General features: G+C 61.0%; 25 protein-coding genes and 1 pseudogene. 7 read left to right on the top strand and 19 right to left on the bottom strand.

Going from position 1 to position 24824, the window contains the following annotated elements; translation table 11 throughout:
• Positions 1-25 precede the first annotated feature (25 nt).
• Together FDW84_RS00760 and FDW84_RS00755 are read right to left on the bottom strand one after the other, a co-directional pair.
• Entirely contained in the window at positions 26-532 is a 507-nt protein-coding gene (locus FDW84_RS00760; RefSeq protein ID WP_138605608.1) for a hypothetical protein, read from the bottom strand.
• Positions 532-1608: a CHAP domain-containing protein gene (locus tag FDW84_RS00755; RefSeq protein WP_138605606.1), complete on the bottom strand. Its 1077-nt coding sequence runs from the start codon at positions 1606-1608 to the stop codon at positions 532-534. The genes FDW84_RS00760 and FDW84_RS00755 overlap by 1 nt, the downstream gene beginning before the upstream one ends.
• Positions 1609-1777: 169 nt before the next feature.
• On the opposite strand from FDW84_RS00755, the gene FDW84_RS00750 reads away from it, so the two are divergent.
• Positions 1778-2926 (top strand): alpha/beta hydrolase family protein, encoded by a 1149-nt coding sequence (locus FDW84_RS00750; protein WP_138605604.1) that lies wholly within the window; start codon positions 1778-1780, stop codon positions 2924-2926.
• Here FDW84_RS00750 and FDW84_RS00745 read toward each other — a convergent pair.
• The 3 genes from FDW84_RS00745 to FDW84_RS00735 form a co-directional block, all read right to left on the bottom strand.
• Positions 2923-3735: a hypothetical protein gene (locus FDW84_RS00745; protein ID WP_240721315.1), complete on the bottom strand. Its 813-nt coding sequence runs from the start codon at positions 3733-3735 to the stop codon at positions 2923-2925. The two genes, FDW84_RS00750 and FDW84_RS00745, sit on opposite strands and share 4 nt — an antisense overlap.
• Before the next feature lie 105 nt (positions 3736-3840).
• Complete coding sequence (locus FDW84_RS00740) at positions 3841-4287, bottom strand: hypothetical protein (RefSeq protein WP_138605599.1); 447 nt, start codon at positions 4285-4287, stop codon at positions 3841-3843.
• Positions 4288-4740, bottom strand: coding sequence for a hypothetical protein (locus FDW84_RS00735; RefSeq protein ID WP_138605597.1), 453 nt, complete (start codon positions 4738-4740; stop codon positions 4288-4290).
• A gap of 763 nt (positions 4741-5503) precedes the next feature.
• Here FDW84_RS00735 and FDW84_RS00725 point away from each other — a divergent pair.
• On the top strand, positions 5504-5740 hold the full coding sequence (locus FDW84_RS00725; RefSeq protein ID WP_138605593.1) for a hypothetical protein: 237 nt from the start codon (positions 5504-5506) through the stop codon (positions 5738-5740).
• 387 nt (positions 5741-6127) lie between these two features.
• Positions 6128-7783 (top strand): MarR family transcriptional regulator, encoded by a 1656-nt coding sequence (locus tag FDW84_RS00720; RefSeq protein ID WP_240721296.1) that lies wholly within the window; start codon positions 6128-6130, stop codon positions 7781-7783.
• 182 nt (positions 7784-7965) lie between these two features.
• On the opposite strand, the gene FDW84_RS00715 is transcribed toward FDW84_RS00720, so the two are convergent.
• Positions 7966-8718, bottom strand: a complete 753-nt coding sequence (locus FDW84_RS00715; protein ID WP_138605588.1) for a hypothetical protein — start codon at positions 8716-8718, stop codon at positions 7966-7968.
• Positions 8715-9656, bottom strand: a complete 942-nt coding sequence (locus FDW84_RS00710) for a ParA family protein (RefSeq protein WP_138605586.1) — start codon at positions 9654-9656, stop codon at positions 8715-8717. Before FDW84_RS00710 ends, FDW84_RS00715 begins: the two co-directional genes overlap by 4 nt.
• Positions 9657-10734: 1078 nt before the next feature.
• Here FDW84_RS00710 and FDW84_RS00705 point away from each other — a divergent pair.
• Genes FDW84_RS00705 through FDW84_RS00695 form a run of 3 tightly spaced genes read left to right on the top strand, consistent with a single transcriptional unit; the run spans position 10735 to position 12418 of the window.
• Positions 10735-11058 carry a protein kinase family protein gene (locus FDW84_RS00705; protein ID WP_205754704.1) on the top strand — a complete coding sequence of 108 codons (324 nt, stop codon included), beginning with the start codon at positions 10735-10737 and terminating at the stop codon, positions 11056-11058.
• Positions 11059-11073: 15 nt separating this feature from the next.
• Positions 11074-11976: an IS30 family transposase gene (locus tag FDW84_RS00700; RefSeq protein ID WP_138605584.1), complete on the top strand. Its 903-nt coding sequence runs from the start codon at positions 11074-11076 to the stop codon at positions 11974-11976.
• A complete protein-coding gene (locus tag FDW84_RS00695; protein ID WP_138605582.1) occupies positions 11963-12418 on the top strand; it encodes a DDE-type integrase/transposase/recombinase in 456 nt (151 codons plus the stop codon). The genes FDW84_RS00700 and FDW84_RS00695 overlap by 14 nt, the downstream gene beginning before the upstream one ends.
• 164 nt (positions 12419-12582) lie before the next feature.
• Here the strand turns inward: FDW84_RS00695 and FDW84_RS00690 are convergent, their stop codons facing one another.
• From FDW84_RS00690 to FDW84_RS00645, 10 genes and pseudogenes are all read right to left on the bottom strand, one after another.
• On the bottom strand, positions 12583-13242 hold the full coding sequence (locus FDW84_RS00690; RefSeq protein ID WP_138605576.1) for a hypothetical protein: 660 nt from the start codon (positions 13240-13242) through the stop codon (positions 12583-12585).
• Positions 13239-13574, bottom strand: coding sequence for a PadR family transcriptional regulator (locus tag FDW84_RS19940; protein ID WP_138605574.1), 336 nt, complete (start codon positions 13572-13574; stop codon positions 13239-13241). The genes FDW84_RS00690 and FDW84_RS19940 overlap by 4 nt, the downstream gene beginning before the upstream one ends.
• A gap of 482 nt (positions 13575-14056) precedes the next feature.
• A complete protein-coding gene (locus tag FDW84_RS00680) occupies positions 14057-14728 on the bottom strand; it encodes a response regulator (RefSeq protein ID WP_138605572.1) in 672 nt (223 codons plus the stop codon).
• Positions 14721-15431, bottom strand: a complete 711-nt coding sequence (locus FDW84_RS00675; protein WP_138605570.1) for a sensor histidine kinase — start codon at positions 15429-15431, stop codon at positions 14721-14723. Before FDW84_RS00675 ends, FDW84_RS00680 begins: the two co-directional genes overlap by 8 nt.
• Positions 15432-15503: 72 nt before the next feature.
• Positions 15504-15722 carry a hypothetical protein gene (locus tag FDW84_RS00670; protein ID WP_138605568.1) on the bottom strand — a complete coding sequence of 73 codons (219 nt, stop codon included), beginning with the start codon at positions 15720-15722 and terminating at the stop codon, positions 15504-15506.
• Between the two features lie 93 nt (positions 15723-15815).
• A pseudogene (locus tag FDW84_RS00665) lies at positions 15816-17771 on the bottom strand (glycosyltransferase family 2 protein).
• A 76-nt stretch (positions 17772-17847) separates the two neighbouring features.
• Entirely contained in the window at positions 17848-19176 is a 1329-nt protein-coding gene (locus tag FDW84_RS00660) for a glycosyl hydrolase (RefSeq protein WP_138605566.1), read from the bottom strand.
• 361 nt (positions 19177-19537) lie between these two features.
• Complete coding sequence (locus tag FDW84_RS00655; protein WP_138605564.1) at positions 19538-20800, bottom strand: PP2C family protein-serine/threonine phosphatase; 1263 nt, start codon at positions 20798-20800, stop codon at positions 19538-19540.
• A gap of 213 nt (positions 20801-21013) precedes the next feature.
• The gene (locus FDW84_RS00650) at positions 21014-21439 is read right to left on the bottom strand and encodes an ATP-binding protein (protein ID WP_138605562.1); all 426 of its coding nucleotides are present in this window, start codon (positions 21437-21439) and stop codon (positions 21014-21016) included.
• Positions 21432-21764, bottom strand: a complete 333-nt coding sequence (locus FDW84_RS00645) for an STAS domain-containing protein (protein ID WP_138605560.1) — start codon at positions 21762-21764, stop codon at positions 21432-21434. The genes FDW84_RS00650 and FDW84_RS00645 overlap by 8 nt, the downstream gene beginning before the upstream one ends.
• Before the next feature lie 452 nt (positions 21765-22216).
• Between FDW84_RS00645 and FDW84_RS00640 the strand changes: the two genes are divergently transcribed.
• Positions 22217-22801 carry a hypothetical protein gene (locus FDW84_RS00640; protein ID WP_171046590.1) on the top strand — a complete coding sequence of 195 codons (585 nt, stop codon included), beginning with the start codon at positions 22217-22219 and terminating at the stop codon, positions 22799-22801.
• A 151-nt stretch (positions 22802-22952) separates the two neighbouring features.
• Here the strand turns inward: FDW84_RS00640 and FDW84_RS00635 are convergent, their stop codons facing one another.
• Together FDW84_RS00635 and FDW84_RS00630 are read right to left on the bottom strand one after the other, a co-directional pair.
• Positions 22953-23807: a serine hydrolase gene (locus tag FDW84_RS00635; protein ID WP_171046589.1), complete on the bottom strand. Its 855-nt coding sequence runs from the start codon at positions 23805-23807 to the stop codon at positions 22953-22955.
• Between the two features lie 56 nt (positions 23808-23863).
• Positions 23864-24748, bottom strand: a complete 885-nt coding sequence (locus tag FDW84_RS00630) for a LysR family transcriptional regulator (protein ID WP_138605554.1) — start codon at positions 24746-24748, stop codon at positions 23864-23866.
• Positions 24749-24824 lie beyond the last annotated feature (76 nt).

Here is a 24824-nt window from a genome sequence, read left to right as displayed (position 1 = left end):
TGTGTGAGATGGAGGGTTCCGGGGCTTAGGACGAGGGAGGCGTGAAGCGGTTGACCTTCCATGGGGCTTCCTTGTCCGTGCGGAGCAGCTGCACCGTGTAGGTCCCGGCGTTGGTCGGAACGGCCGCCCTGACCCCGTAGCCGTTGGTTTCATCGACGCTCAGCGCGGCCGGGCCGTTGACGCGGCTGGCGGGGATGTTGGCCGGGTCCACGGCCGAGTAATCAGCAGTGGCCTGTGGCGTCAGCCAGCGGGCAAGTTCGTTGGCCCATTGCTTCTCCTCCGTACCGGGGCGGGCAAAGTCCGCCATGGCCTTCTCAGCCACCTCCATGGCCGCGTCTTTGCTGGCTTGATCCCAGGTGATGCCGATCGTGGCCGGGACGGTGCCCCCGGGGGCCTGTGGGCCGCTGCTGACGCTCAGCGAAACGGGCGCGGAAGGCGTGGCGGTCGATTCTGGAGCAGGAGTGGTGTTCGCTGCCGGTGCGCACGCGGCGCAGAGCAGGGTTACTGCGATGAGGGTCAGGGGCTTCTTCATTACTTCTCCTCTTGGGTGGGCAGGTACAGGAACGCGGAAGGGACATCGCTGCTGACGGTCCGGGTGTAGTAGTTGTGGTCATCAGGGGGCGGGTTGCCGTTGTAGCCCTCTTCGACGTAGGTCCCGTCGTCCTTGACTTCCTTGACCACGGCGACGTGTCCATAGGTCGGGTCGGCTCCCCCGGCACCGGGTGCGTACCAGACGACCGCACCGACACGTGGGACGGAACCGGTGGACCAGCCTTTGGCGTCCCAGCCGGCCTTCCATGCCAGGGCCGAGCCCAGGGCCTGCCCATCGGGGCGGAAGGTACCGTTGAGGAACTTGAACGGCTCACCCTTGGACCCCATTTGCTGGTTCACCCGCCACAGGGCGAAGTCCACGCACTCGCGGTGAAACATGCCCAGCGAGGAGGCGGCAGCAGCTCCTGCTCCGACCTGCATCCAGGTGGGAGAGTCTTTCCACGGGTAGTCATCCCCGGCACCGGACTTTCCCGGAATGGCGCAGTCGCTGCCGTCCAAGGAGAACTTGCCGTCCGAGAGTGCCTGGACAAGCTTGACGGCGTCGGGCCAGTACTTCTGGTAGTGGTACGGGTCTGCGTTGCGCTGGACCTTGTTGCCGGCCAGGGTCGGTTCCAGCAGCTCCCAACCATCGACCTTCTGCAGGGCCTTGATGAAGTTCGTGGCGCTGATGGTTGGGTCCATCCGGTCTGGATAGGATCCCCACGCGCCGTTGTCGCGCTGCTGGAACAACCCCCGGGAGTCCGGCCCGCCGGCGTCGCCGCGGTCCAGAACACGCAGCCCCGATTCGCCCAAGGCGACCATGACGCTAATTATCTGGCCCTTCACAGGAAGGTTCAGCGCCTTGCCGGCTCCCAGGATCGCCGCAGCGTTCTTCAACTGCTCTTGGGAGTAGCCATCGACTTTCGTGTCGCCGTTGATAACCACTGACACGGTCGGGCCGCAATTGGCAGCCGCGGGGTTTGCCGGGGCAAGGAGTAAGAGGATGGAAAAGACCAGCCCTATCAAAATGCCGGGGACCACGATCAGCGCCATGAGACCAAGTGACTTCCGCTGCATGCAAATCCCCCTTTTAGCCCCCAACTGGCCCACACCAAGAATACCGGCCTGTAGTGGACATGTGCAACGCTTGTAGTGGACGCAGCTCATACATATCCAGGACTAGAGGAGCGTTTACGATGATTGGGCTTCGATACTCTTCCCGGATCGGCGCTGGAGGGCGGGACATATGCTGACGACAAGGCGTGGCCTCGCCTGCCTGGCGTTCCTCGTACCCGTGGCCTCACTATTCGGATTCGCGGTCATCATGGCCCGCAAGATCGTTAGACGGAGCCCAAAGGATTACCGTCGCGCCGAGCTGACAGCTGATGGCCGTAGAGTCCGCATCGACTTGGATGACTACACCAAAGCCCACGGCGACTTCGCCGTGTTCGACCTTGCGGCCGAGCGCTACACCAGGCTCGGCGAGGTCACCCTGATCGACGAGGATCAAAAGTTCGTGGAGCGTCGAATTCATCCGACGGGGTCCGGGCCGATGACTTTGGGACCCCTGGTCGACTGGACGCCCGATGTGTTCTTCGAACCCTCCGCCGTGGGCGGGCGGTTTGAAGAGGTACACATCCCCACCGCCTACGGTGCGGCGCCGGCATGGCTATTCGAAGGTAGGAACGCGGACACATGGGTGATCCACATCCATGGCAGCTGGACCGACCGGTCGATCATGTTCCGTGACGTCCATGCCTTCAGCCCCTTGGGATTCACCTCCTTGGTGCCCTCATTCCGCAGCGACCTGGAGGTCAGCCCGCCACAGGCCGAGTCGAGCCACCTTGGTCAAACAGAATGGCGGGACGTGGAAAGCGCTGTGGCCTACGCCGTGGCTCACGGCGCGCAGCGAATCATCCTCTCGGGCTGGTCAATGGGTGGGACGATCGCCCTGCTCACAGCGGAGCGCAGCGCCTACCAGGACCGGATCGCCGGGATCGTCCTGGTAGGACCGGTCACGAGCTGGCGTAAAACCATCCTGGCAGGAGCGGATGCCGCCGGCGTGCCTGCGGTTGGTGCCGGCCTTGTCATGTCCTTGCTGCAGGCTCCCCCATTCGCGAAGATGCTCGGGCTGGACGAACCGATCAATTTCGATGCCCTTGAATGGGTCGACGTACCTAACCGGGTGTCAATCCCGACTCTAGTTCTGCACTCGAGCGCGGATCAGGAGGTTCCCTGGGAAATTTCGGCGGCGTTCCAACGCGCGAACCCCGACACCGTCACCCTGATTCCCTTACCTGAGGCGCACCACACCCAAGAGTGGAATGTGTCACCTCACACCTTCACCAACGAACTCACGAGTTGGATCAACAAAACGATCCTGACCGAAGGCTAGACCCGCGCGTCCAGCTTTGCCTCGATCTGGCTGATCCTGCCCTGAACAGACTCCGGGAACGGGCACATGTTCCCCCGCTGGTAGTTGTGCAGAACAATGAGGCTTTTGTAGACCCCATTTTCCAGCGTTTCATTGAACAGATCCCGTGCCGGACTAACCCGAGACTGATCTGCATTTACCCGGATTCTCAGCGCAGTAAGCCAAAGCGCATCGATCATCCAGAGCCGCAACCTCGGCAGCTGCTTGGACAGGAAAAGAATTAGCCACCCCGCAGCCGTCACCGAGAGGCCAGCATAGAAAAGACGGTCAAACCAGGCTCCGATCGACTCCGCGAAGGCATCCCAGGGCGTGAATTGGAACAGCAGCACATATGCAATGTGGCACGAGACGGCCGCCGCAACCACGACCAGGCCGGCTGAGAATGTTGCGTACAGGCCCCGGGCCTTGTGCCGAAGCATGTAGATGATCCTAAGCACGGTGAATAGCAACGCGAACATGTACGTGCCGCTGTACGTGGCGGTCGCGAGTTGGTCCATTCGGTAATCGATGAAGTCCGCAGAGGTTGGACCTTTGTCCTCAATGAGGGCGAAGCTGACAATCATGATGGGAATGCTCAGCAACGGAGCATAGTAAGTCCACCTGGCTGGTACGTTTGCTAACCGCCGCACACTGTCGTTGAAGAAGAAGATCGCCAACAGCGCGAAGATGGCTTGAAGAAGGTTCGTCACGTTGACGCCACCGAGGTAGCTGTCGATGGACACCAGCGGCGTAACCGTTCCCAGAACATAAAGCGCCGCCAGGCCGAACATCGATGCCACCCACGATGCCCGGGCTTCCGCCACCTTGACTACCGAGGGGATCCGAAGGAGGCATAGGGCACTGAGCAGCGTAAAGAGCAAGTGTTTCATGGTCTATCAGAGGAAAGGATCAGTCTCGGAGGAGCTGCGCGTGCGGGTCTTCTTTGACATCTCGAATGCAAAATCCTCCACCCAGCGTTCTACGGGATGATTCTGAACAGAACAGCAGCTCATGCTTTTCGCGCCGGCAGCCTCCTTCAGCATCTCTTCAGAGAAATGGGGCAGAACCATGTGGCCTTGGAAGCTCTCCAGATATATGTGTCCGAGCTCGTGATAGATGCAGTGAAGCTTGTACTGCGTCGAGTTTTGCGGCGGGACATAGATTTTGAAGTGATCTTCAAAGTCCAACTTGAAGGCTGTCAGAGTTCCCCAAGACCCCTCCTGCTCGATCAGCTTGATCGGCTTTTCGCAGATGACGGCCAGACGTTCGAGGACTTCCGCCATTGACGTCGTGCCGTCTCCGCATAACTCCCGGACCTTTTCTGCGACCGGCGGGAGACCCATTCAGTCTTCCTCTTCGCCGTTCATCGACGCATCGATGATCCTGGTAATCGTCCGCAGCATTTCGGGCGAGGTGGCCCCCAGGTTTCTCGCCGCAAAGTTCTTCACCTTGAGCTTGCGCATCTGCACAAGGAACTCCATGCGCGCTTCCACTTCCGGGGGAGTCTCACTATTGAGGTCACACAGATAACTGGCGGGTACGGCAAAAACGTACTCTGCTATGCCCTTTAGCAGTTCCTGATCTGTCACCAGGCTGCCGGTGCCGTTGATCAAGTAAGACCACCGCGTCCGTGACAGGTGGATTCCGTGGGCCGAAAGTGCTTCTTCCACATGAGGGTAAGTCAGAGCAGTGTTGTTATCTGCCTCCCAGATATCCACCAGGATGCCCATGCGATCCGCCAGCCGTTCTTTCTTCTGCTGCTGCGTAAGAAACACGCTGCGGCCCCCATTTGCCATCTATACAGCTCCTTAGCCAAGCTCCGCGACTTGTGTCGGCCGCCAACACAGAGCAGGCGGGCAGCTAACAGAGATGTTACCTGATGGCTACCGGAGGGTACAGGAAGTGAGTTGTGCATGTGCGGAGCATGTATGTAGTCTGTCGATTGCTTGGTCTATTTCAAGGGAGGACTGGGTGCCGTCGCGGCAGAACCTGTAGGTCTACAGGTTCTCTGGAACCGAAGTGAGGGTGAGTGACATGGAGGAATACCGGCCACCCAAGATGCTCGGTAAGAAGGCGCCGCTGAACTGCCTTGTGCACCCGGATCAGCACTACGCCGCCTGGAAGGCGACGCAGCGGCACAAAATGTCCTTCGGTGAGTATGTCGGTGCTTTGATAGACCACGCGGAAGGGCGTCCTAACAGACTTGATGGCATGCAACCACGGGCGTCGCCTATTTAAGAACCTTAAGACGTGACATCAGACGTCTCACATCCTGAAAAGAGTGAAAGGCAGGTTGGATTCCGACTCCCATCACACCGGGCGGATGGCGTGGCTCGTCCGATGCGGGCTAAACAGGACTTCACCCCCTTTGGGGCCTACGCGCTACGTCACATACGCGACACGCTTTCGTTTTCTGAAAACAAATCCCAAGGGGTTCAGTTGCCCGGTGATAGTTTCGGAGCAGTCGCAGGGGCTTTCAGGTAGTCCTGGTGGCAGGCAATACAACGATGAAGCTGTAACCGACCGTTCAGGCGGCTACAAAATCAAAGGACACAGCAAATGACGGCAGTAGCAGTAAATCGAGGCGGCGGGCGCCCCAGCAAAGGCCTGCGTAAGTTCATTGGTTTTCGCTCACCCGAACCCACCGCTGACGGTATCGCCAAAGTGGCAGCTCACAAGGGACTGACCGTCACTGAGTACCTTTTGTCCGTTGTCGAGCCACAACTGAAGGAAGACCTGGCCGCACTCGATCAGGACGACTACCAGCAGGAGCTGCCCATTCGCATCGCCTCATAACAAAAGAAGGCCCGCACTAAGCGGGCCTTCGAAGCTTGAGACTTACCCTCTGGATTGCTTGCCGGCGGATCAGATTGTAAGTCGTGGAGAGCCTGAACAGGCCATCCTTTGTGTTGCTATGAAACCGATCTGGCAGGATCGGCCCTTTTTCATACCTCAATCCCCGGAAGGATTACTCACATCGTACATCAGCACGTCTCCGTGCTGCCAGCACGCCCCGCTGTTGGCGTGTCAACGCAGCCAGACGATCCAGCAATCGTTTGGGCAGCTCTAGCTCCCTTGCTAGCCGGCCAAGCCAGAATGCGTCTCTCTCGTGATGCGGGTAAAACATACCCGCAGAAGCACGAACGGAACCTGACTGAAGCACTCCCCTCGCTGCCCGCGGCCGTGAGAATTTTCGGTAAGGACGGTACCTGCGCGGCGATCTTTCTCGACTTTGACTCCTCAGTAGCCGGACTCGATTGGGTACAGGCTGACGTCCGCGCGGTCCAGTCCTGGCTGTACTCGGTCGGGGCCCGCTGGATTGAGGACTACTCCCCCAACGGCGGTCGCCACGTCTATGTCCCGCTCGCACGGCGGGTCACCTTTTCAGAAGCGCGTGACCTGGTCGAGGCGCTGGGTACCCGGTACCGGAGCCTGGACAAGACCCCACACCAGAACTTGCTCCACGGCTGCATGCGAACTCCCGGCTCACCGCACAAGCGGGGCGGCCACCAGAAACTAGCGATGAGCCTGTCCATGGCCTACGACATTGCCCGCAGGCCCAACAGCGCCGCCGTCTGGGCGGCCATGACCAACGACTTGGCCGCCGAGATCAAGGCCGTCAGGGCACTGCGGCTAGAGGAGACTTTCACTCCGGCTACCTCTGATGTTCCCGTGGTTGAGCAGCCGGTGGGGCGCATGTCCCGCGCCATGCAGGTGCTCGCCCAGACCGGCATATACGACACCACCCGGTACGCCTCTGACTCCGAGGCCCGCCAGGCGGTCATCCTCAGTGCCGCGGCCGCCGGCTTGGAGCTGGTGGATGTGGAGCGCCGGATGCTGCAGGGAACCTGGCCTGGACTGGCCTCCTTCTACGCCCGCTATGCAGCCCGCCACCGCTTCCCGTCACTGCGCCGAGACTGGATGAGCGCCGTCAGCTTCTTGAGCAAAAAGACGGCCCAAACCGACCCGAATGATAATGTCCGCAGATCCCCCACAAGCCACCCAAATACACAGCCGGCAGAGGTAAAGGGGATCCATCCAATCTCAAATCCCGATGCAGAGCATCGGTTTATTCGGACCTGGCGAAACGCCTTGCGTATCAGAGAGGTGAACTACCAACAATCCAGGACTGGAATGGCGCGGCGGATGGTTCTTAGGGCATTAGGGGAGGCAGCGCACATGACGGCATCTCGGTTCATCGAATTCGGCGTGCGGTCCATTGCTGTGGCCACGGGTCTCGACCACACCACTGTTGGTCTGCACTTGAGGCAGCTACGTGCGGAGAAGGACCCTCTGGTCACCCTCGTTGAAGAAGCTAGGGGAACCAAAGGTGATCTCTACATGCTGGCCATCCCCGAAGAACTGAAAAGTGTTGCTGAGGACGCTACTTGGCAGAAAGGGAAAATCCACGCACTGCGACCTGTCTTCCGGGAACTGGGGCTGCCGGCCGCGTTCGTCTACGAGGCGCTGGAGCACTCCCCCGGGATGCCGACCGCCGAGATTGTCCGGATCACCCGGCTGTCTCGTTCCGCCGTCCATGAAGCCCTGGAAGTCCTCGCCGGCTGGAACCTGGTTGTCCGCAGTCCCAGCCGGGCGTGGTCAATCGTGGCTGGGACATCACTCAGACAGCTCGCTGAACAATTCGGGGTCCTCGAGGCGGTTGCCGTCCAGTTGCGCCGCTATCGCAACGATCGGATCATCTGGCGGGAATGGCTCGCCAGGAACGTCGCTACCGTCCCGGAGCTGCTCTCCCCCGACGAAGATTACCCCTGGGAGATGTTCGAGGGGCCGCCCGATGAATGGTCACTGTCCGACATAGCCTTCAACAGAACCGGATGAGGGTCAGCGCCAGAGGCGTGTCAGTGTGTGCCCATTATCCGGGCTTGTACACGTTGCGGGTGGATGCGGCCGACCGCCGCATCCACCCGCAGATAATGTTCGCACTCTCCGTTTTCGTGCCATAAGTTATGCCATAAGCACTACGGGAAGCCGGGCCATGCTTGTCTCAAAGAGGTCCAGCATCACTCCCCCGCAGTCTGTCCCGCTTGGATATGAAGCTTGAGGACGGTCGAGACGAGCGCGCTGCGTGACGGTGCGTCGAACTCCCTGACCTTCTCATCCAGCCAGGCAACCTGCAGCCCGTCGAGGCGCAGCTGGATCTGAATGCCGGCCTCTCCCCGTTTCCGCGGTGCACGACGGGGCATGCCGGAGCTGGTCAGCGTGGTCTCAGGACTGAACTCCTGGGCGATCTGCTTGTCGTCGACGGCTTCGAAGGCGTCAATTAACAGGTCCGCGTACGTGGTCCGCTCCTGATACACGGCATCTTTGACTTGGGCCAGGAGCGCCGGCGGCAGGTACACCCCAACGTTACGCAGCGCCCCGGGAACCAGTTCGGAGGCTTTCGTCGCGTTAGCTGCCTTCTTGGAAGCAGGCTGCTGCCGCGTAGTGGTCTTTGGGGCCTTGACGGATGTAGGCGCGGGCTCCTCCTGCTCTCCTGCCTCCTCGAGAGAGGCCTCCTCAACAGGTGCTTGCTCAGTGGCGTGCTTGTCTGCCTGCGGCTGCTCAGTAGGTGCCTGCGTGTCAGCGGGAACGGGCCCTGCTGCTGGCAGCACCAGGGTCCGTTCCCGGGCCGGTGCCTCCCCGGACTCTCTGGTTTCGGGTTCCGGCGCGGGGGCAGCCCTCCCCCGTTTCGGAGCCAGCAACCCTTGCAGTGCTGCACCACGGGCAGGCGCTACAGGGGCGAAGGCCCCAGCAAGGCTCTGTCGGCCGCTCATGCGTGGTTCCCGCTTTCGATCTCATTCAGTCGCGCGAGGATCTCACCGGTCAGCTGCTCGTACTCTTCAGCCAGTCCCCCGGCATTGCGCGAGAAGAAACCGTCCACCGGCTTCTCCCCCGCCCGGAGCGCCTTCAGGCGGTTTTTCTGACCGTCGGTAACGGCACCTTCAAGTTCGTGGAAGAGCAGGCCCTTACGGCGGGCGTCGGCGCTTGCGCTCTCCAGGTTCCTAATGCGGGTTTCGAAGACCGGGGCGACGGTGCCGAGCATTTGTTCCAAGGTGTCTCGGACGCTGCGTTCCAAGCGCAAGGAGCGCGGTCCGACACCGAATAGGACGATGCCCGCCAACTGCAGGGACGGGTTTCGGTCACGTACCGCCATGAAGCGGCGTGCTATGCGTTCGACACCGTCGATGCTCGCATCATCTGAACGGGTAGGAATGACAACGGCGCTGGAGATGGCGAAGGCGCCTTCTACGAGGATCCGCTCCCCCGGCGGGGTGTCGATCAGGATCAAGTCGTAATCGTCGGCCAGCGGGGCCAGGACGGCGTAGAGCATGTCGCCGAAGTCGCCGGCATCGGAGCGGCTGGAGCGCGACACCATGAGGCCCTGGATGTCTTCGAGGTCCTGGCCACCGGGGATGACGTCAAGGTTTTCCCGCACGTCGCGCAGGATCATCGGCGTTGTGCCGGCAATGAGAGCCTGGAAGAATTCCCTGCCCGTCTGCCGCTCGTATCCGAGGTCGCGGGCCAGGTCGCCCTGCGGGTCAAGGTCGATCAGCAATACGCGGGAGCCGGCCAGCGCTACGTACCCGCCAACGTTGGCTGCAGTGGTCGTTTTGCCTACTCCGCCCTTGCCGTTCGCCAGAGAGACGACACGGTCAATGGCCCGTGTCGCTTGGGATTTGGGGGGTACGGGGGTTTGCAGTGATCGTGCCATCGGTCGGCGACTCTCCTACTTGCTGGGTTGCATGTTGTCCTGCTGTCAACGCTATGTGCGCTCCTCTGGGAATGTTGGTAGTGACACGCATATGAGGAATAACAGTGTGCAAAGCAGGGTCATACATTGGGGTTTCCGTTATGGGCATCGCTGGGCCTCATGCCTGCTCCCCCACACGGAATCACGTGGGATGAGCAATTGGCCCTTTAGCGTTGCCGTACATTGGGCTTGTTGCGGCTAACCCTGTGCTGAGTCTTATTGTGCAAACAATTGTTTGCCCCGTGTCGTATCCCCCCTGTTTTCCCACTTATCGGCCCGTTGAGCGTTGGGCGTGGCGATCTATTACGGTTCTTATTGTTTGTTTAGCCGGCCGCTAGGCGTCGTCTATCACGGGTCGTGCGGCTGGTCCTCCAACGAGTCGCCCAGTGAGTCGTATAGGAGAACAACAAATAGGAGTTATGGCATACCTTATGGTACGAACAATGGTTGACCGCACAATGGGACCGTATAGTCTGGCTCAACAAGTAGCGGGCTGCACTACGGCCTGCAAACCATGCTAATTGGGCCCCCGCGCAGAGGCCGCCGACGGCCGGGGACACAGTGGCGCTGTAAATCGATGTTGGCGCTAGGGGAGAAGATGGGGGAAGCACCCCCAGCCAAGGGCCCGGCTTGCCGGTAGGGCCTGAACCAGCCCTTTCGGTGGCAGCGGGAACAACGTGGTTCGGATGCACGTCTGGCCCAACTCGATCCGGACTTTGGCGGATGCCGACACGGAGGTTTTGCAGTTCCTCCAGCCTGTGCTGCCAGCGTGGCCGCGTCGTCGGCCTTTCGCATTGAGGGCTTGTCCCATCCGGGGTCGACTGCCAGGGCCTCACAGTAGATGGGGGAGAGGGGCCCTGGCATATCCAATACTCCCCAAAGCGACTCCCATAGCTCATCAAAGGCCACTTTCCCTTTGGCTGAGAATAGATCAGTTGAGACGCATTGTTGAGACGACGCACGGTTTGCTGGAACCGCTGGAACCGCTGGAATGCAGAGCTCCGGAAACAGTTGACGATGAGCTCGCCCGGATCTGATTATGGGGGAGCGGTGGGTCTTTATTGACTGGGATGCAGCTGGGCCGAGCACACGTCTTTGGGACCTGGCATATGCTGCACAGTCCTTCGGCCTGCTCTTTGATGACGAGCCTGTAGCAGAAGCTGCGTTGCGATTGCGGGCAGTGGTGGACGGCTACGGAGCTGATACCGCGCTCAGGAAGGCTTTGCCCGAAGCCCTGATCGAACGAACGGCTGCCATGCACGACCTTTTGGAAACGTCACATAAGACGGGATTCCAACCCTGGGCCGACATGTATCTCAATGGCCATGGGGCGGTTTCCAACGAACGTCGCAACACCTACTGAAAGTGGTGTTGATTCATGCGTAGTTCGACGCGCCGATCGAGGAAAATGGGCCCTCCGGGCTTGGTTGAGAAGAGGCCCTTGTATGTTCAGCTCATGAAAGAAGGGCACTCCAACCGGGCAGCATGCAGGATTCTGGGGATCAACCAGAACACGGGCCATCGTTGGTTGCATGGACGCAACGGGGTGGAGGGCTTGGTCCAGCAAGGCTTGGATCCGAGGCCTCGTAAGGCGGTTCCTGCGGCAGCTGTGTCCAGTCGCTATTTGTCAGAGGACGAACGCATCTACATCGCCGACCGCCTACTGGTTCGGGCAAGTCTTCGATCCATCGCTCGTGATCTTGGGCGGTCACCGTCCACAATCAGCAGGGAGTTGACTCGGAATCGTTCCGACAAGCGTCGTTATCATCCGTTCCGCGCCCAGAAAATGGCGCAGAAGAGAAGGCCGAGGCCAAGGCAGGCCAAACTCGTCGGCGATGACGAGTTGCGGCACTACGTCGTAGAGTGCCTGTCGAAGCGGTGGAGTCCTCAGCAGGTCTGTCGGGCCTTAAAGGCAAGGTTTCCGGGAGAAAAGCATCGGCATTTGGCGCATGAAACGGTCTACCGTGCCCTTTACCATCTGAGCATCCGCCCCGTTCCAGCCGGGTCAGCCCGGCTGCTTCGATCGGGTAAATTCAGCCGGCGGCCGCGGTCCAGGACCAAGGTGAAGCCACGCCACTACATGGCTAATGCTCTGAAGATCGGGGACCGCCCAGCCCACATAACTACCAGGGAAGAAGCAGGCCATTGGGAAGGCGACCTCATCATGGGGAAAGGGAACAAATCAGCGATCGTGACGTTGGTGGAGCGCTCCTCCAGGCTCCTCCTCGCCTTCGCGCTCCGCCCAGGCAACAGGTCCGATAACATGCGTGACCATCATTGAGGCGTTGGGGGTCCTGCCGGCCACGCTGCGGAGGACCTTGACGTGGGACCGTGGCTCCGAGATGGCCAAACACGCCGAAGTCACCGCGGCGCTAGGAACGCTCGTGTACTTTTGCGACCCGGCCAGCCCTTGGCAACGTGCATCGAACGAGAACGCCAACGGACTGCTAGAACAAGCTGAGGTCCGCTTCGCCGCTGATGAAATCAACGGACGGCCACGGGCCGTCCTCAACTGGGATAGCGCTGCCGCGCGCTTTGCTTCCCTAACCATTGCTGCGCTTTCGACCAAGGCCGTTTCCAAAGGCATTGGAAAAACGACTCGGCTGCCCACAGCCGGGGACAATTCAATAAGGTTTCCCACCGCTACGGCGACCAAGGAGCTACCCCAGCGGCTCCCAATTCCAGCCGTGGAAAACCCAATTGACCCCAACCATGGACAGTAGAAGTGGGTTCCTTGCACACAGTCGCGTTCAAGGAACCCTTTACGAGACGCCGCGAAGGCGGAGCGGGACTCGGTGCAGCATAGGCCCGGTCGAGCTGTACCTGAAGTTGTTCTGGCTTGGGCTGATGCCCAGCTCTTTTGAGCTGGGCATCGTCCTGTAAGCGCTTAGAAGTTATTTTTCGGCTGGTACGGTTGCCCGTATTGATCGTAGGCGGACCCCTTTTCATCAACCACGAAGTCCTCAATGACTTTGCCCGAGGCGGTATCGATGATGACTATTGAGTTTGCTGGCCAGTTAGGGTCAGGGACAACGTCGAAGTTTACGTCTGAAGGCAGAGTAGGCAGCCCTGCATCGTTCCTGGCCCTGTTGGAGGCATCGACGATTTTGCCGGTCCGGGTGTTCACGGCCACCGTTTCCTGGGGTAGGCCTTCTGTGTTTCCGGACGCGGGTGTTGAGTTCCACCACCCTTCGTATCCCGCAATGGTCATGGCCTCTGGTCGCGGGTATTCCGTTTTCGGTTGGACGGCTTGGACACCGACGACAGCGCCGGCGGCGAGGACGGCGGCCAAGCCGCTCATCACGAGTAATACCTTCATGTTTTTCCCCCTTGTTAGCTGTGACAGCAGGAAGCTGCCACGATTTATTGCTTCGTAGAACCTGGCAGTTATGGATGAACAAAGGGCCCCAAACAACAAAGATGATGTGGAAATCCCCAGCCCAGGTCCGTCCCGAAGATCTGCGCGCCACTGCTCCTCACGGACAGCTTTGAACTGGGAAGGAGTTAATGCCACACAGAGTGCGAGAACCTTGTCGGCCGAGCTCATGCGCCGCACCACTGGGTATCACGCAGTGCAGGCGACGGCCGCGAAGCCGGAGACGGTACTTTAGCTTGCTGTGCCTTAACGTATGCCAGCGCTACGGGTCGGGCTTCCGAAACCAAGCGGTAGTAACGACGTCGAGGTCCCTTGCGGACCTCCGCTGTGTCCCATTCGCCTTGAATCCACCCTGCTGACTCAAGCCGATCAAGAATGGGATAGACGGTGCCCGGCTTCTTCCCGGCATCCTTAACGATCTGCAGCCCCCATACTCGTTCTGCAGATAGCAAAGATTCCAAGACCAACGCAGTGGCCGGCGTGACTCGCCCTAAGTTCTCCATGGCATAAATCTAGCTATATAGATTTAGAAGTCAAGGTGAGAGTTGGATTCGTTGCTAAGGCACTGCCGACTAGGAGTCTTCTTGTTAGAAGAGCGCTGTGCCTCGAACGCTACAAATTGCGCCACGTCAGTACTCAGCGCTGACCGGGTTTCTGGCTGCGCTCAGGTTGCACCCAATATCTAATTTTCGGTGCTCCACGGTAAGGCATCCAGGCACCGAAGACGGATTCAGTTACATTCGCATAGAGCCTGTTGCGACGTTGGTGAGAAACCGCCTGGCGAGCACTGGCGTGCAGCTGCTGCTTACGTCCTTCGTAACCAGCCAGCGTGGGAAAAAGCTCTCGCTTAGAAAGAACGATTCGAGTCCCGGGTTGTAACCCGGGACTCTTGGGCTTGGCGGTTGCTGTTTGTCGCCGTAGTGCAGCCCACAAGAGGATCCTCCACCGGACGCCTCAGTCGTAGAACGGCTGATTCCAAACTCTTTCAGTCGCCCAGGAGCCTGCGTTCGTGAGCGAACGCAATCAGTTGCAGTCTGGTGCGGAGGGCCAGTTTGTCCAGAACGCTTCGTAAGTGTGTCTTCACTGTGGCATCGAAAACGAACAAGGCTCCGGCTATGTCCCTGTTGCTGAGTCCCTTGGCGGCCAGGAGAAACACATCCCGTTCACGGACCGAGAGGACGTCCAGAACCGATAGATCCGGCCCCACGCTCGGACCGCGGCTAGCCGCGTGCTCGAACAGTGAGTGTACCGATCCTGAGTATCCGGAATGAACGGTCCTGATTGCCGCAAGCAGGAATTCGGGTTCGGCGCTTTTGAGCAGGTAACCACTCGCCCCGGCCTGGACGGCATCCAGAACGGCGTAATCGCGGTTAAAGGTAGTAAGCGCGATTATTCGAGGCCTGTCAGAGTTACACGCGTCCGCGTCGCTGATGATTTGGCGGGTGGCGGCAACTCCGTCCATGACAGGCATGCGTAGGTCCATGAGCATCACATCCGGACGGCTTTCGGCTGCCAGTGCCACTGCCTGTTCCCCGTCCGCGGCCTGGCCAGCGAACTGCATGTCTTGTTGGCTCTGGATGAGCATGCGGATACCGGCCAGGAACAGCGGCTGGTCATCGACCAAGGCTTCGCTGATACGAGCCCCGGTTTCAGTCATTACGATCGGCGTTTCCGGTCGCCACTTGAAGGACGTTATGCGTCACAGGGTGCTCTTGGACAGTGTTTTCGCTGGCGGGATCGTCAACGTCTGCCAGGTAAGGGATGAATGCGGTCATACGAAACTGTTCGCCATCCGGTCCTGCAGTCAGCCATCCGCCGGCTAAATGTGCACGCTCCCGCATGCCGGGAAGACCGCGCCCAAGACGCTGCGGACCTGCGGCCGCTAGTTGACCATGTTTGCCGGAGGCCAATTCCGAGGCCACATGGACCGTAAGTCCAGGCCCGCTCCAGTCGAAGTGCACACGGGCTGCCGCGCCCCGCCCACCGTGCTTAAGAGCATTCGTGAGGCATTCCTGCACAATGCGGAAAACCGCCACCTGCTGTCCACCCGAAAGCTCCATGCGGGTTCCGGATTCACTGGTCTGAATTTTTAGACTGCCACGTTGAAGCCCTTCAACAAGCCCCTCAATATCGCTGAACTGTGGCTGAGGGACGGCCATACCGTTACCCCGGACCCCTTCGATTACACGTTGGGCGTCCACCAACGCAGTCCTCGCGGACCCTGCAATATTTTCCAAGGCACCCAGGACCGCCTTCGGCTGATCCTTACTCAAATACCGGCTGCCGTCTGCCTGCGCCGCGATAACAGCCAGAGAATGGGCAAGGACGTCATGAAGATCCCGCCCGGCATGAAACGCCACGTCTGTGTTGACGTACTCACAGTTATTGGCCTCGGCTGCGGAATCGAGCGGGAATTTGCTTGCCTGCGGTTGCTAACCGCCGATTTCGATCGTCTTAGATACCTTGAACTTGGTGCTGCCTGGTCCAAGACCTTCGACGTGGAGGTCCTGCAGCGCTTCGGCATCGGTGAGTGTGTGGCCATCGGCTGCTGCCAACAGTTGGATTTGAGCGGCGCCCATAGCCAGGGCTTTTCCGTCTTCAGGTGCTGTCGGGGATTCTGTATCAACTTCGACTTCGTATCGTTTTTCCATACGGCGATTGTTCACCCCTTAGGGTGTCATTCGCAATGAGTGGGCGTGAGGCGACCCGGGGTAGGAAGTATTCGAATGCGTGAGCGTTAAGTTTCATTGGTTGTCCTTTAGCGCCTGTGGGGTGAAGCCGTTGTACAGCGCCGCTCTGATGATCACGCTGAGGATGACCAGGTCGTAGGCCACCCACGCCACGTTTACCAGGGTGCCAGCGGGGGCGCCGACGCCGGTGAACATGCGGGTCAGTCCGGTGATGGCGGCGATTACCAGCGCGGCGATGGCAATCAGCTGGGGCCGGATCAGGGCCCAGGGCGGTCCGCCGTTTTGCCGGGTTTTCGGGGTGATTGCGAAGCTGAGGCTTTGCCCGAACAGGACATTGCGCGCCGCACTTGTGCAGGCTTTGATCCATACGGGGAAGAGGGCGAGGCTGTATTGCTGTCCGCGCCAGGTTTTCCGGCCCCGGGCGGCGACAAAGAACAGGAACTGGTTCACTACCAGGAACGGGATCAGGCGGGCGAAGAAGTCGACGCTGAACGCGGCCACGGGCAGCACTCCGAAGCACAGGAACAGGATGGGGGCGATGAGGTAGACGACGGCCGCGAACCCTGAGAGGTAGCTCCACATCGTGGAGAAGTACATCAGGCGCTGCCCTGCACTGAGTCCCTTTTGCAGCAGCGGGTTCTCCCGCATGAACACCTGCATGGTGCCCTGGGCCCAGCGCAGCCGCTGGGTGATCATCGTTCGAAGATCTTCAGGGGCGAGGCCCTTGGCCAGGATTTCGTGGTGATAGACGCTTTCCCAGCCCTGGGCGTGCAGGCGCATACAGGTGGCCATGTCCTCGGTGACGGAGTTGGTGGCCATCGGCATGATCGGGATGGCCTAATCTGAACGGTCCACGTCCATGGCGCGGACCATCCTGCGGACGGGGCCGATGGCGCCGATGGGTGACCAGTCGCGCCTGGCCAGACGGTCCACCACGTCATCGCGGTTGAATCCTTTTGTGGGGGAGGGCGTGCCGCTGAGCCGCTGGATTTCCTCCAGGTCCGCCTGGATGGCGGCAAGGTCCGCGGTCACGATGGTTCGTGCGGCCGCATCGACTTTTCGTTGGAAGTCGTAGGTGACGGTCCCGACCGGTGTGTTCCCGCGTAGCTCTTTGCGGGCCGAGCGTACGGCCCGGCCAACGGCGGCCAGGGCGCGGGTTACATGCACGCCTGATGCGGCATGTTCGGCGCGGGCCCGGGCAATGACCCTGTCTCCGGCCTTGAGGGTCTGTCCAACAGTGGTCCGGACACCGTGGACGTACCAGGTGATCCCGACCTGCATGAGCGCCTCTCGCCTGATCAGGGCGTTGGAGCCGCAGAAGAAGGCCGCGTTCCAGCCGTCCTTGCCCTGCTGGATCGGGCCATAAAACAACGGCGCCTGGCTCCCCAGGATGTCCGTGTCATCGACGTTGTAGAACCATTGCGGAGTCTGTACCAGTGCGACTTTTTCGTTCGTGAAGTGGCCCAGCATGCGGTCCAGGATTACCGGTTCCGGGATCTGGTCCGCGTCCAGGATCAAAAGGAATTCGCCCTGGGTGGCGGCAAGGGCGTTATTGAGGTTTCCGGCCTTTGCGTGCCGTGGCCGGTTGTCCCATTCCGGGGAACGGGTGATGTAGCCGATGCCGGCTTCTGCGGCGGCCTGCTGCATGGCGGGCCGGCCGCCGTCATCAAGGATCCAGGTGTTGTGCGGGTACCTGATGCCCAGGGCGGCGACGGCCGTCGTCATGACCAGGTCGATGGGTTCGTTGTAGGTGGTGATGAATACGTCCACGCTGAGGTCCTCGGGCGGTGCCGGGGGTGTTTCTCGTTCCCGAAGCCGCCACATGGTGAGACCGAAGAGGAAGCAATCGATGAGGCTGTAGGTTTCGACCAGAACGAGCGGGACGCCGATCCAGGCACTTGGCCAGTTCACCGAGAACAGCCATCGCCAGGTTATGTAGTTCACGCCCAGGATGATTGTCAGGGTGGTCAGGACCCGGACAAGGAGTTGGTGATTGAAGAAGCGTCCCACTCAAACCTCAGCTTCGGTTCGCCGGACCGCATCCCCTGAGAGTTTCCAAGGGATGCGGCCCGACTGATGGTTAGAGTTAGGAGTTTCTGGCGGCCAGGGCGGTCTTGAGGGCGTTTGTTGAGCTGGTGGAGCTGTTGATCCGCCAGTCGACTTCCTTGTTGTGGTGGAACCAGACGAAGCCGGTGACGTCGGACTGGGCTGCCAGGTAGGAGACCAGGTCGGTGTTCCAGCTGGCCTTTGACCCTCCGGCTTCGGCCGAGGCGGTTTCGGAGATGATGATCGGCTTGCCCGGCGCGAGGCTGCGGAGCGCGCTGAGGCCTTCACCAAAGAGTGCCGAGGGTGAGGCCCAGGAACTCCATGACTGCGATGTGCCCCAGTTGTAGCCGTCCAGGGCCACGACGTCGACGTAGCCGGCGCCGGGGTAGAGCCCGGCCAGCGCAGTGGAACCCCAGTACGGGACATTCGGTGCCCAGACCCACTGAACGTTTGAAGCTCCGGTGGAGGCCACAACATCGTGGACGTGGCGCCAGGCCGCGACGTAGTCGCCGGTGCCGTTTCCGTTGGCAGCCTCAGCCCAGGGGTACCAGTTGCCGTTCATTTCATGGGCGAACCTGAGCATCACCGGCTTGCCCCAGGAAGCCAGTGACGTGCCCCATTGCCGGATGTAGCTGTCGTAGTCTCCGGCCGTAATGCGGTCCAGGGCGTAGGCGGGCTGGTTGGCGCCGTTCCCGCTCCACAGCCACGGCTCCCAAGTGATCAGGCTCGTCGCCCCGCGGGCGTGGACGGCGTTCAGGTCCGCGATGGGTGCGGCCTGGCTGAAGTCCTTGAAGGACAACACGATCGAGGGGCTTTCATTGACCAGGGTGGCCACGGCATCCAGTTCGCTTGAGGCCAGCGGGCCGCCGGGGGTGGAAACGCCGAAGCGAAGGGTGTCGGAGCTCTTCGGCGGCAATGTCGTTGTGGTTGTCGTCCCGGTTCGGGCGGCCATGGTCACGGGCGTATCACCGGCGGCTGTGGCCTGCTGGCCGGCCTTGAGGGAAGCCGGGCTATAGGTCACGGTGTAATCCGCGGACGCGGAGCGCTTTCCGGCCGTGGCCGTGACAGTGACCGTTGCGGAGGAGGTGGCCGGGATAGTGACGGCAGCCGTGAAGGAGCCGGTGGCTTCGGTGGTGAATGGAACGGTCGATGATCCGGCTGTCACCGTTCCCGATGTGTGGCGGGCGAAGCCGGAACCGGTCACCGTGACCGATGCGCCCGCTGGTCCGCTGGAGGTGCTGAGCGTGACAGCGGGGCGCCCGGCGGCCTCGGCGGGCACGCCGATACCGAGCAACACGGCCAGCGACATAACAAGACCGGACACGACCAGCCTGACTAAACGATTCTTTTGCACAGCACTCCCCAGCATCAATGGAAACTTTGGGCCCTCATACAGGGCTGACTAGTGTGGCCCCGGACAACCCGCTGAGAGGTGCTCAACCGCAGGCCACCGAGACCTCGTATGCCCAATTCATCCACACATGTGCAAGCACTAACGCGAAGTGCAGGAAAGGGGCCACCAGACAATGGTGGCAAAGGGCTTGGCCCGCGGACGGAAAAAAGCGGAATCCTCGGCAGATCCTGTGCAGATCCTGTGGCTTCCCCCGGGCCGCGTAGCTGCGGCGTCTCCGTCCGCTGTCAGAGCCCACGCCGCCCTCTTCCTGCCACCAGGAAAACCGGCATTCTGGATCTCCAGGGTTGTTGCGCTGTTCCCTGGCGAAGCTGAGCGGCTAGGAGGGTAAAGGTTCCCTGCGAATGGCGAGGACGGTGACGTCGTCGGGGTTGCTGTTTTCGGTGGCCTTGGCCGTGACGAAGTCCACGACGTCCCTTGCTGATGAGGCGGAGAGGGCCAGTTGCGCGACGTCGCTGATCGCGGCCAGGGTGCCGTCGTACAGGTCCAGAATCCCATCGCTGAAGCTGACGATCATGTCTCCGGGGTTGAGCAGGATTTCGTGGGACTCCCATTGGGTATCCGGCATCAGGCCTACTGGAAGGTCTCTGGAGGCGAGGCGTTCCCAGGTACGGTTCGCGCGGATCAGGAGGGTTAGGCCGTGTCCGGCGTCGGCGAACAGTACCCGGCCGTCCTCGGCGCGGAGCCTTGCATGGAACAGGGTCGCGAAGGATGAAGCCTGGTCCAGGTCGGTGGCGAAGCAATCGGCGGTGAGGGCCACTGCGCTGACCGGGTCGCGGCTGTTTTTTGCGCTGCGGATGACGGCTCTGGTGGTTGCTGCGATCATTCCGGCTCCGGCGCCTTTGCCCATCACGTCACCTAAGGTGAAGGCCAGGCCCCCGTCGATGAGGTACCAGTCGAAGAAGTCGCCACCGACGGCTTTGGAAGGAAGGCACGCCCCTGCGGTCTCATATCCGGGCAGGGGAGCGGCACCCCGGGGCAGGAGGAAGCGTTGGATCTGCGCTGCCCGGCTGAGTTCCTCTGTCGCGGTCGCGGCCTGCTCCCGGGCGGCGGTAAGCTTCTGGCGGGCCCTGCGGGCGAGTTCGTTCACGACTGCGGCGGCCAGGGCGAAGATCAGCATGCTGTACAGGCCCCGCAAGAGCTCGTTCGGGTTATTACCGATTGTTGAACCCAGCGCGAATGGAACGAGGATGGCGGTCGCTGCTCCTGCCACCGCGTAGCCCACATAGCGCCGCCCGTTCATGGAGGCGAACCAGAGCACGGGCAGGAGAACCAGGGAGGCGTAGATGGACTGGCTTTCCCCGGTACCGTGGCGCAGGGCGCCGGCGGCAAGGAAGTCCAGCGCCGGTACGATGCTGGCGAAACGGGCAAGTGCTGGCCGTGTGAAAAAGGCCGCCAGCACCGTTGCCACTGTGACCAGCACCGCGCCCGCCGTCAGAGCCGGCCAACTGCTGACAGTCAGCGTGCTGATCCAGGCGCTCATTACTGCCGCCAGCACAAACAGAACGAAAATCGGGACCTGTTTAAGGGCCGGTGAGAGTTCATCCAGTCCTGCCAGTTTTTCCATGGGACTGGGCATCATCGCTGTGTCATCTCTCCTTTAGCTGCCATCGCGTGCAACTGCCCGCGAACCGGGCCTTCTGACCCGGATCGGAAGCGTACCGGGACCCGGCCCGCGGTGCGCCGGGCACGACTGAAGTCCCCTGCGATCCTACCCATGCACGAAGAGTCTGCGCTGGTCGAAGGGTGCCAACGGCCTCGGCAGCTGGACACAGACGGGATGCGAAACCCGGACTCAGCTTTGTGACGATGTCCTGGACAGCACCCAGATGTTGGTGCCGTCCTGCCGTTCGAAGCTGACGGTGGTGACCAGCGCCTGGATCAGCGCCAGGCCACGGCCTGATTCGGCGTCCTCGCCGGGTGTTGCCGGTTCCATGGGCCCGAACGGGGGCTTGGCGTGATAGGCGCTGACCCGGCCCTGCAGCAGCGCCGGCCGGACGGTGATGTCCACGCCCAACTCCACCGGCTCCTGCCCGGCCGGTTCGGCACGCTGGACGATGTTGGACGCGGACTCGATCACCGCGGTCGTAAAGGTCATCTGGTCCATGTCCTGCACAAACGGCACGTCCAGCCAAAGGCTCTCGAGATCATCGTTGATGGCTTCGATGGCGTCTTCGCCAGCCAGTCCCCGGAAACCGCGCGAGGCAATTACCTTAGTCATTGCTGAACGCCTCCTCTGCGGTGGGGTAGGCCGTCAGCACCTTGTCCATGCTGGTCAGCTGCAGGACCATCTTCACCTGGGGTTGAACTGCCGCGATGCGGAGGTCGCCCCCCGCCTGCCGGGCCGCCTTGAGGCAACCGATGAGCGCCCCGAGACCGGAGGAGTCCATGAAGGCGGTCTTTCCCAGGTCGACAACTATCCGGGTGGAACCGCCAGCGATAACACCGCCGACGAACTCGCGCAGCTTGGCAGCGGCTACCATATTGAGCCGCCCGTCCGCTTTGACTTCCGCGTACGAATCCTTGATCCCATAGCTAAACTCCATTACTACCCTTCTCTGTCACTGCAGGTTCCGCGCCCAGTTCGTAGCCCTGGTAGAGCACGGCGCGGATAAGAAACCTTCACCGTACGTAGGCGAGGGTTCACTTTTGAAACTGGTTTCTGCTTTGTCATGCCGTGCCGAGTTCTGGCTGACGCCCAAGCACGACAAGTCCCGGTTCCCCGTTCGGCGCTGAAGGACAGTGGTCCAAATACTTCCCACGGGGAAGGTCAAAACCGCGTTCATTATGACCAACTTGGTGACGCTCATCGGCGCCGTCCATCCACCCCTAGCGTCCCTGGAGCCCCTCGGGGACGCTAGCCTGATGATCGGGACGATACCTCATGTGGGTGCAGGAACTGGGTATCTACGGCAGATCCTGCGCACCTCACCTTGAACACGTCCAAATGGGAGATGCTTCAATGAACTCAACTTGGCAATCCTTCAGACACCGAGCGATGAAGGCAGATCGCTTCGACCAAGCTGTCAGTTTGTGCTTATTCCTAGCGGCAGTGGCCATCGTGGGCGGCATGCTGGATTTCATACTGGTGTGGGATGATTTCGTGATGCCGGGATGGGCTCTTAGCGCCTCGCTGCTTGTACTTTCGCTCGGACTCGCAATCGTCGGCGCATTTGTACGCCACCCTCGGAAGGCTGCTTCAGGCGAGCAAGGGTCAAACCGCAGGGGTTCGGGATTGCGGGCGGGGCTCGCATTTTTGGTCGGCGTTTGCAGCGTAATCGGTGGGGTAGGCGATCTTGGTGCAACCTATACGGTCTTGCGCCCCCAGGGACCCGGCTTCTGCCAGGCCGCAGTGAGGGAACATTCGTTCTTGTTTGCCGGTGGCGGCGAGTTGTACGCAGTTGGGTTTGGTGGCTTTGGCATGCCTGTTAGTTCTTGGACCGCAGATGATGGCTACCAGCCTGTCGCCTCCGGCACCTATGAATTCACGTGGGACAACGAAGTCGCGCTTCTGATGGTGCACGGTAGCGTCGACCCTGTTTGGCCGACGTTGCACGACTTTAAGTGTCGTGCTGAGAGTTGAGGGCTTGTGGCTGGACCTGCCCGAGAATCCTCAGCAGCGGTCAGCATTCACGGCTGCTGCACCTAAATCTCTATGCCGAGCTGCCGGGGGAAGTCCGGCAATCCCGGTTAACCGCGTGCTGAATAATGCCTCATCACAGTTGGGTGTTCGGCTACACGAGTTCATCGTGGAGGATGCGTGCAGCGTGACCCATCGCCTGCTCGGCTGACGGTTGGATGACGGCTGGCACCCGACTGCGAGTGAGCGCAACAACGACTAGGCTATCGCCGCCTAAGTGTTCGACAACGCCCGCTTCGTGGCGGAGATGGACGAAGGAACCCGTTTTCGAGTGCCAGACCGATGTATCGGCTGAGAAATCCGGCGCGAGGCGATGTCGGAAGACGTTTGCAGCGAGCATCTCGCGCAGAGGTGCCGCCACTGCGTCGCCGACGCTTCCGTCCCAGATCTTTTGCAGAAGATCGGCAAGTCCGCGCGCAGTGCCGGCGTTTGCACGCTCGATGTCCAGTTGGGGCAGTGGAGAGGGGTGCCCCTGTCTGTCAGCGGATACGACGAGCGAGTGCACGGTAGCAGCATCGCGAGTTATGGTTTGCGTCGCGAGTGATGCGTAAAGTTCGCCGATCGGATGCCGCAAAACGACGCCGCTCGTTCCGAGGGCCCTGAGCCAATTTGTGACGTCAAGCGGGGAGACGATGCCGAAAATTGCATCCGCGGCCGTGTTGTCGCTGATCTCTATTGCAAGCCGGATGAGGTCCCCCACGGCGATTGTCACCGGGTGGGTAAAGCGGGCGATACCGGGACCACCCTGAGATCGGCTCTGGTCGTCGATGCGCACCGGCATGCTGAGATCGAGCCGACCCTGTTGCGCGGCATCGAGCGCTGCTGCCGCTAGTGGCAGCTTAGCTACGGATGCCAGGGGGAATGGCCGATCGGCATCAAGTGCGAGCTCGTGCCCCGTGCCGAGGTGACGCACGAGGAGAGATCCCGAGAGTCCCGCGGTCTCGAGCACGTGCGCTGCCCGGCGCAGGGCCCGTGCCCCCGCGCCGGCCTCGTGTGCCGGGACGGTCAAGATTGCCCCCGCATTGCGCCGCCGAGCGCCACAGCGATTTCCCGCCCAAGGATGGTACCGAAGAGCTTCCGGAAGTCTGTCGAGCCTGACTCAAGCCGATACGCACGTGCGACCCTCAATCCGCGCACCTCGAACCATTGCAAACGCCACGCAGTCGCCTGCTCCTGCGTACATAGGACCCAGTCCTCGCCTGCTAGCGCTCCAGTGAGCGCGCTGACGACGCTTGGGGACTCGTAAACCTGATGTGCTGCCAGCCCAGACTCCGCAGCGGATTCTTGTAACAGGGTCAGAAGCTGGTCGGACGCGTCCTCCGCCAGCACTGTGATACGCCAAGCTTCGTGTGGCAGCATGGCGCGGGTCGGACGCAACGCCGCAAGTGTGAGCGGTCTGGTTCGATCGGTAGCTTGGGCGAGGCCCAGCGGCACCACCCAGTCTGCCCGGGCGGTCTCGACCGGAAGGATGGCGGCATCCGCTTCCCCTAGCCGGAACCTCAAAGAACGCCGCTCCCGGTCGTTTTCTTCGATTTGGAGGTCGGTGCCCGCTCCGAGGGCGCGTAGCCGAAGGGCCGCCCACAACGCGGGATCGTGATCAGGCGGTACGAGAAGGCGGACCGTGCCGCGACGATGGGATTCTGCGGCATCGAGGAGCGCCCGTTCGGCCGTCAGAACCGCTTGAGCATGTCCGAGGATCGCCGCGCCGAAGGGCGTGAGACTTACCTGGCGCGTACTCCGCTCCAGCAGCGCTCCGCCGAGATGGACCTCCAATGCAGCAACTCGCCGACTCACTACAGGCTGGGTCGTCCGTTCATCGTGCGAGGCCGCCGAAAAACTTTGCCGATGAGCGACGGCAACGAATGCACGTGCACAACTAAGGATATCCATCTCTCAATTATGCGAAAAATACATAAAACTCTTCTTTTTTGGCTTTGAACGCATCGGGGCATTCCCTCAGACTGGC

The organism is Pseudarthrobacter sp. NamE5, assembly GCF_005796225.1.
In the GTDB taxonomy this organism is placed as follows: domain Bacteria; phylum Actinomycetota; class Actinomycetes; order Actinomycetales; family Micrococcaceae; genus Arthrobacter.
Note: the sequence above shows the minus strand (reverse complement) of the source record. Positions and strands in the feature narration are given on the sequence as shown.

What these genes read in the sequence shown, in the direction of transcription:
- FDW84_RS00760 (WP_138605608.1), bottom strand. Translation starts at nt 532, where the DNA reads ATGAAGAAGCCCCTGACCCTCATCGCAGTAACCCTGCTCTGCGCCGCG.
- FDW84_RS00755 (WP_138605606.1), bottom strand. Translation starts at nt 1,608, where the DNA reads ATGCAGCGGAAGTCACTTGGTCTCATGGCGCTGATCGTGGTCCCCGGC.
- FDW84_RS00750 (WP_138605604.1), top strand. Translation starts at nt 1,778, where the DNA reads ATGCTGACGACAAGGCGTGGCCTCGCCTGCCTGGCGTTCCTCGTACCC.
- FDW84_RS00745 (WP_240721315.1), bottom strand. Translation starts at nt 3,735, where the DNA reads ATGTTCGGCCTGGCGGCGCTTTATGTTCTGGGAACGGTTACGCCGCTG.
- FDW84_RS00740 (WP_138605599.1), bottom strand. Translation starts at nt 4,287, where the DNA reads ATGGGTCTCCCGCCGGTCGCAGAAAAGGTCCGGGAGTTATGCGGAGAC.
- FDW84_RS00735 (WP_138605597.1), bottom strand. Translation starts at nt 4,740, where the DNA reads ATGGCAAATGGGGGCCGCAGCGTGTTTCTTACGCAGCAGCAGAAGAAA.
- FDW84_RS00725 (WP_138605593.1), top strand. Translation starts at nt 5,504, where the DNA reads ATGACGGCAGTAGCAGTAAATCGAGGCGGCGGGCGCCCCAGCAAAGGC.
- FDW84_RS00715 (WP_138605588.1), bottom strand. Translation starts at nt 8,718, where the DNA reads ATGAGCGGCCGACAGAGCCTTGCTGGGGCCTTCGCCCCTGTAGCGCCT.
- FDW84_RS00710 (WP_138605586.1), bottom strand. Translation starts at nt 9,656, where the DNA reads ATGGCACGATCACTGCAAACCCCCGTACCCCCCAAATCCCAAGCGACA.
- FDW84_RS00705 (WP_205754704.1), top strand. Translation starts at nt 10,735, where the DNA reads ATGGGGGAGCGGTGGGTCTTTATTGACTGGGATGCAGCTGGGCCGAGC.
- FDW84_RS00700 (WP_138605584.1), top strand. Translation starts at nt 11,074, where the DNA reads ATGCGTAGTTCGACGCGCCGATCGAGGAAAATGGGCCCTCCGGGCTTG.
- FDW84_RS00690 (WP_138605576.1), bottom strand. Translation starts at nt 13,242, where the DNA reads ATGAGCTCGGCCGACAAGGTTCTCGCACTCTGTGTGGCATTAACTCCT.
- FDW84_RS19940 (WP_138605574.1), bottom strand. Translation starts at nt 13,574, where the DNA reads ATGGAGAACTTAGGGCGAGTCACGCCGGCCACTGCGTTGGTCTTGGAA.
- FDW84_RS00680 (WP_138605572.1), bottom strand. Translation starts at nt 14,728, where the DNA reads ATGACTGAAACCGGGGCTCGTATCAGCGAAGCCTTGGTCGATGACCAG.
- FDW84_RS00670 (WP_138605568.1), bottom strand. Translation starts at nt 15,722, where the DNA reads ATGGAAAAACGATACGAAGTCGAAGTTGATACAGAATCCCCGACAGCA.
- FDW84_RS00660 (WP_138605566.1), bottom strand. Translation starts at nt 19,176, where the DNA reads ATGCTGGGGAGTGCTGTGCAAAAGAATCGTTTAGTCAGGCTGGTCGTG.
- FDW84_RS00655 (WP_138605564.1), bottom strand. Translation starts at nt 20,800, where the DNA reads ATGATGCCCAGTCCCATGGAAAAACTGGCAGGACTGGATGAACTCTCA.
- FDW84_RS00650 (WP_138605562.1), bottom strand. Translation starts at nt 21,439, where the DNA reads ATGACTAAGGTAATTGCCTCGCGCGGTTTCCGGGGACTGGCTGGCGAA.
- FDW84_RS00645 (WP_138605560.1), bottom strand. Translation starts at nt 21,764, where the DNA reads ATGGAGTTTAGCTATGGGATCAAGGATTCGTACGCGGAAGTCAAAGCG.
- FDW84_RS00640 (WP_171046590.1), top strand. Translation starts at nt 22,217, where the DNA reads ATGAAGGCAGATCGCTTCGACCAAGCTGTCAGTTTGTGCTTATTCCTA.
- FDW84_RS00630 (WP_138605554.1), bottom strand. Translation starts at nt 24,748, where the DNA reads ATGGATATCCTTAGTTGTGCACGTGCATTCGTTGCCGTCGCTCATCGG.